General features: G+C 42.5%; 2 protein-coding genes. Both read left to right on the plus strand.

Annotation, left to right across the window (positions count from 1 at the left end; all coding sequences use genetic code 11):
• The coding region (locus EV194_RS14600; protein WP_132434880.1) for a DUF5018 domain-containing protein at positions 1-792 on the plus strand (792 nt) is incomplete at its 5' end.
• A 230-nt stretch (positions 793-1,022) separates the two neighbouring features.
• A partial coding sequence (locus EV194_RS14605; RefSeq protein ID WP_132434882.1) for a DUF5018 domain-containing protein occupies positions 1,023-6,283 on the plus strand: 5,261 nt, incomplete at its 3' end.

Here is a 6,283-nt window from a genome sequence, read left to right on the forward strand (position 1 = left end):
AATGATCAAAACCTGATTACCGAATTCTCTGTTACTATTCAAATCGGTGAAACAGTTATTGATGACGAAGAGAACACCATTTTGGTGATCATGCCTACGGGAGCTGATATTTCAGAGGTGACTCCGGCAATTTCCATTTCCGAGGGTGCATCCATTGAACCGAACATTGGTGAGGCGGTAGATTTCTCCGGTGGTTCTGTTACTTTCACCGTGACAGCGGAAAATGGACAGACAAGAGCGTATGAAGTGACGCTGGAAGTAATATTGAGCGATGAAAATGATATCATATCATTCTCTATTGCAGGTCAAGTAGGAGAAAGCGAAATCAACTCCGAAAACAAAACAGTTTCAGTATGGATGGGATTAGGTGCAGACCTGAGCGCACTTACACCAGAAATAACAGTATCGTTGGGTGCAACTATAACACCCGAACCACAGGAAACTGACTTCTCAGAACCCATAACATATACGGTTACCTCCGAAAGTGGAATTGAGCAGGAATGGGTTGTAACAGTTATCCCGGGAATACCAACACAATTGGACATCAGAGGAACAATTGAAATAACAGTGTTCCCCAATCCAACTTTGGATGTGGTAAATGTTTTGAGTAATGAGCCTATAGATTATATTGAAGTTTTTGATTCCAATGGAACAAAAGTTCTGCTGCAAGAAGTCAACGGAAATAAGGAGTTTTCAATTAATCTTGCGGAGTTTAATTCAGGCGTATATATTGTCAGAATAACGACTGTTGGCGGAACCTTCTATACCAACAGAGTTATCCTAAGTAAGTAAACAGAAGCTATTTAAGAAGTAGATAAAGAGAAGCAAAACGTAGTACGTTTTGCTTCTCTTGCTTTTTGCTATTGTTTTCCCTCTCATTTTACAATGATTTTTTAATCATAGAATTCTTAAAGATAATGGACAATATATGGTCATCGGTAAAAAACAGGATGCACTTCCCTTAACAATGAGGTAAATTGCATGTTATAAAATTCTGTTGAAAGAACCGAAAAAGACAAAACATGACATTTTTTTCTCATAAAATTCAAATTTTATTTCCCCTTATATTGATGATTTTTGTCTCCGGACTGGAAGCGCAGCAGCGCTCTGATATTACATCCAAAAAAACATCATCACAAACTCCTGCACCATTATCAACACAAGATGCAGCTCAATCATTGCAGACCGATTTCAATATAGATGTACAGTTTTACCACATTTCTATTGATATTGACATAAACAATAAGACAATTGATGGCAGTGTTGTAGTCGACTTTAAATCCTTAATTAACAACCTAAACCAGATAAAGCTCAATCTGAGAAATGTATTTACCGTAACGAACATTACCATGGATGGAGCACCTGTAACATGGAGTCATTCAAATCATATCCTCAACATTAATCTCAATCAGACATACAGCATAGGTGATGAACCTTCAGTAAAAATCTATTACAATGGCGCACCCGAAAGAGTCCAAAGTGGGGGCATAACCAAAGGTTTCAGGTTTGATACCTATGGGAATAACGACGTCCCTGCCATTGTGAATCTTAGTACGCCTTATCTCTCGCATTATTGGTTTCCTTGTAAGGATGGACCAACGGACAAAGCCGATAACGGGGTTCGCCTTGACATTACGGTTCCAAACACAACATATGGCGGTAGAAATCTAAAGGCAGTATCCAATGGAGTGCTGATTAATGAGGTGGTTAATAACGGCAAACGAACCTACACCTGGCAGCATAATCACGCCATTGCTCCTTACTACATACTGGTGGCTGTTTCCAACTACCAAACCATTGAACGCACCTATAATAAAAATGGTCATAATTTCCCAATAAAATATTATACGTTCCCCAATAACAGCAGTCAGGCTACCAGCATTGCTGACATGTTCGATCAGGCTTTCGATGCCTACATACACTATTTTGGCGACTATCCATACAGAGACGAAGGGTATGCCATGACTGAGATTGTTCCATTTTGGTATATTGAAAAACAGACCAACTCTGTAGTAGCCAATTGGAACTGGACCATATTAATGCCTCACGAATTGGCTCACATGTGGTTTGGCAATTCCATCACCAACCAAACCTGGCAACACATCTGGCTCAACGAAGGTTTCGCAACCTATGCCGAGGCTCTATATTACGAATACACCTCCGGAATAGGAGTCTATCATGATCATATGAGAAGTATGGGATCAAGGCTTAATTGGGAACGAAGGCTTTTTTTAGAAGACGACTCTAAACATTGGGAGGTTTTCGACTACTTCTATTATGAAAAAGGAGCCTGGCTTTTACACATGTTAAGAGGTTATATTGGAGATGATGAAATCTTTTTTGATCTGATAAAGTCCTATGCTCAAGATCCGCAATTTAAACACGGATATATAACCACAGATGAATTCAGGCAATATGTTGAGGCCTTTACAGGCCTCGACCTCTATAACTTCTTTGATCAATGGGTTTATGATATGTCCTTTGCCGATTATGAGTATAACTTCTATTCAGATCTTTCACAAGGTAAAGCGGGGCTGACAATAAATCAGTCCCAATCTGAAGGAATATCAAACGAACGAGAAATATTTGAAATGAATCTGGATGTCAGACTTGAATTCGCAGACGGAACATCCAGAATGGAAAGGGTTTATAACAACCAAAAGCTGCAACATTTCTATTTCGATATAGATAAAGAGGTGATTGACATCATCATAGATCCAGACGAATGGGTTATTCGTTTTGATATTAAATATGACAGTTCTCTCCCGGTGCCTCCAGCACCGATTGCTGAGAACAGAATTTTATCCTTTTCTGTTGAAGAACAAATTGGTGAGACCCAAATTAATCATACTACCGGAACCATTCAATTTGCTGTCTCCGAAAATGAAAACATTAATGCCTTGGCGCCACAAATTGATGTCTCCCCGGGGGCAATAGTTTCTCCTGCATCAGGAGAAACTCAGGATTTTTCTTCACCGATTGTTTATACGGTTATAGCATCAGACAACTCTGTAAAAGAATATACTGTAACCGTTGTAACCCTCAGCAGTGATAGTCAGATCACATCCTTCACCATTGTAGATCAGATTGGTGAAACTGTTATTGATGATGAATCTGAAACCATCAGCATCACCATGCCGTTTGGAACGGATTTGACAAACCTCACTCCGGTCATTGAATTCTCTGAAAATGCGACAGTCGATCCACAATCCGGAGTGGCGCAGGATTTCTCTGATCCTTTTGCCTACACTGTAACGGCGGAAGATGAAACAACCAAAACGTACTTGGTTACAGTAACCAACGCGATGAACTCGGAGGCTAAGATCATCGAGTTTTCAATCGACCAGCAAATTGGAGAAACAAGCATACATCATGAAGATGGAACGGTCAGTATTACCATGCCCTTCGGAACGGATTTAACAAGCCTCACTCCGGTCATTGAACTTTCGGAAAATGCCTCCATCGATCCCGAATCCGGAGTGGCGCAGGATTTCTCTGATCCTTTTGCCTACACTGTAACGGCGGAAGATGAAACAACCAAAACGTACTTGGTTACAGTAACCAACGCGATGAACTCGGAGGCTAAGATCATCGAGTTTTCAATCGACCAGCAAATTGGAGAAACGAGCATACACCATGAAGATGGAACGGTCAGTGTTACCATGCCCTTCGGAACGGATTTAACAAGCCTCACTCCGGTCATTGAACTTTCGGAAAATGCCTCCATCGATCCCGAATCCGGAGTGGCGCAGGATTTCTCTGATCCTTTTGCCTACACTGTAACGGCGGAAGATGAAACAACCAAAACGTACTTGGTTACAGTAACCAACGCGATGAACTCGGAGGCTAAGATCATCGAGTTTTCAATCGACCAGCAAATTGGAGAAACAAGCATACATCATGAAGATGGAACGGTCAGTATTACCATGCCCTTCGGGACAGATCTGACAAACCTCTCCCCGGTCATTGAATTCTCGGAAAATGCGACAGTCGATCCGCAATCCGGTGTGGCGCAGAATTTCTCTGACCCTGTCGAGTATACTGTTACGGCGGAAGATGGAACAACCTCCAAAGAATATCTGGTAACGGTCACTTTGGCACCAAACAATGAAGCGCTCATTACCAGTTTCTCTATTTCTGGTCAAACTGGATTAATTGATGATGACGCAGGAACAATCAGCATAACCTTGCCATTTGGGACAGATTTAACAAACCTCATTCCGGTCATTGAACTTTCTGAAAATGCAACCATTGATCCGCAATCCGGAGTGGCACAGAATTTCTCTGTCCCTGTCGGGTATACTGTAACGGCGGAAGATGAAACGACCTCCAAAGAATATCTGGTAACGGTCACTTTGGCACCAAACAATGAAGCGCTCATTACCAGTTTCTCGATTTCCGGACAAACTGGATTAATTGATGATGACGCAGGTACAATCAGCATCACCATGCCATTTGGGACAGATTTGACAAGTCTCTCTCCGGTGATAGAATTCTCGGAAAATGCGACAGTCGATCCGCAATCCGGTGTGGCTCAGAATTTCTCTGATCCCCTTACCTACACTGTAACGGCGGAAGATGAAACAACCTCCAAAGAATATCTGGTAACGGTCACTTTGGCCCCAAACAATGAAGCGCTCATTACCAGTTTCTCGATTTCCGGACAAACTGGGGTAATTGATAATGACGCAGGAACAATCAGCATCACCATGCCATTTGGAACGGATTTAACAAGCCTCACTCCGGTCATTGAGCTTTCGGAAAATGCCTCCATCGATCCCGAATCCGGAGTGGCCCAGAATTTCTCTGATCCCCTTACCTACACTGTAACGGCGGAAGATGAAACAACCTCCAAAGAATATCTGGTAACGGTCACTTTGGCACCAAACAATGAAGCGCTCATTACCAGTTTCTCTATTTCTGGTCAAACTGGATTAATTGATGATGACGCAGGTACAATCAGCATAACCTTGCCATTTGGGACAGATTTGACAAGTCTCTCTCCGGTGATAGAATTCTCGGAAAATGCGACAGTCGATCCGCAATCCGGTGTGGCTCAGAATTTCTCTGATCCCGTTACCTACACTGTAACGGCGGAAGATGGAACAACCTCCAAAGAATATCTGGTAACGGTCACTTTGGCACCAAACAATGAAGCGCTCATTACCAGTTTCTCTATTTCTGGACAAACTGGATTAATTGATGATGACGCAGGTACAATCAGCATCACCTTGCCATTTGGGACAGATTTAACAAACCTCATTCCGGTCATTGAACTTTCTGAAAATGCAACCATTGATCCGCAATCCGGAGTGGCACAGAATTTCTCTGTCCCTGTCGGGTATACTGTAACGGCGGAAGATGAAACGACCTCCAAAGAATATCTGGTAACGGTCACTTTGGCACCAAACAATGAAGCGCTCATTACCAGTTTCTCGATTTCCGGACAAACTGGAGTAATTGATGATGACGCAGGTACAATCAGCATAACCATGCCATTTGGGACAGATTTAACAAGCCTCACTCCGGTGATTGAGTTCTCGGAAAATGCCTCAATCGATCCGCAATCCGGTGTGGCCCAGAATTTCTCTGATCCCCTTACCTATACTGTTACTGCTGAAGATGGAGAAATCTTCAAAGAATATCTAGTAACGGTCAATATGGCACCAAACAATGAAGCGCTCATTTCCAGTTTCTCGATTTCCGAACAAACTGGATTAATTGATGATGACGCAGGTACTATCAGCATCACCATGCCGTTCGGAACGGATTTAACAAGCCTCACTCCGGTGATTGAATTCTCTGAAAATGCGACAGTCGATCCGCAATCCGGTGTGGCGCAGAATTTCTCTGATCCCGTTACTTATACTGTTAAGGCAGAAGATGAAGAAACCACCAAAATATATGAGGTGACGATATCTGTTGAGCCAAACAATGAAGCGCTCATTACCAGTTTCTCTATTTCCGGACAAACTGGGGTAATTGATGATGAAAATGAGACCATTAGCATAATCATGCCGTTTGGGACTGATTTGACAAATCTCACTCCGGTGATTGAGTTCTCGGAAAATGCGACAGTCGATCCGCAATCCGGTGTGGCTCAGAATTTCTCTGGCCCTGTCGAGTATACTGTAACGGCGGAAGATGAAACAACCTCCAAAGAATATCTGGTAACAGTCAATGTGGCACCAAACAATGAAGCGCTCATTACCAGCTTCTCTATTTCCGGACAAACTGGATTAATTGATGATGACGCAGGTACAATCAGCATAACCTTGCCATT

It is taken from the genome of Natronoflexus pectinivorans, assembly GCF_004345615.1.
In the GTDB taxonomy this organism is placed as follows: Bacteria; Bacteroidota; Bacteroidia; order Bacteroidales; family Marinilabiliaceae; genus Natronoflexus; species Natronoflexus pectinivorans.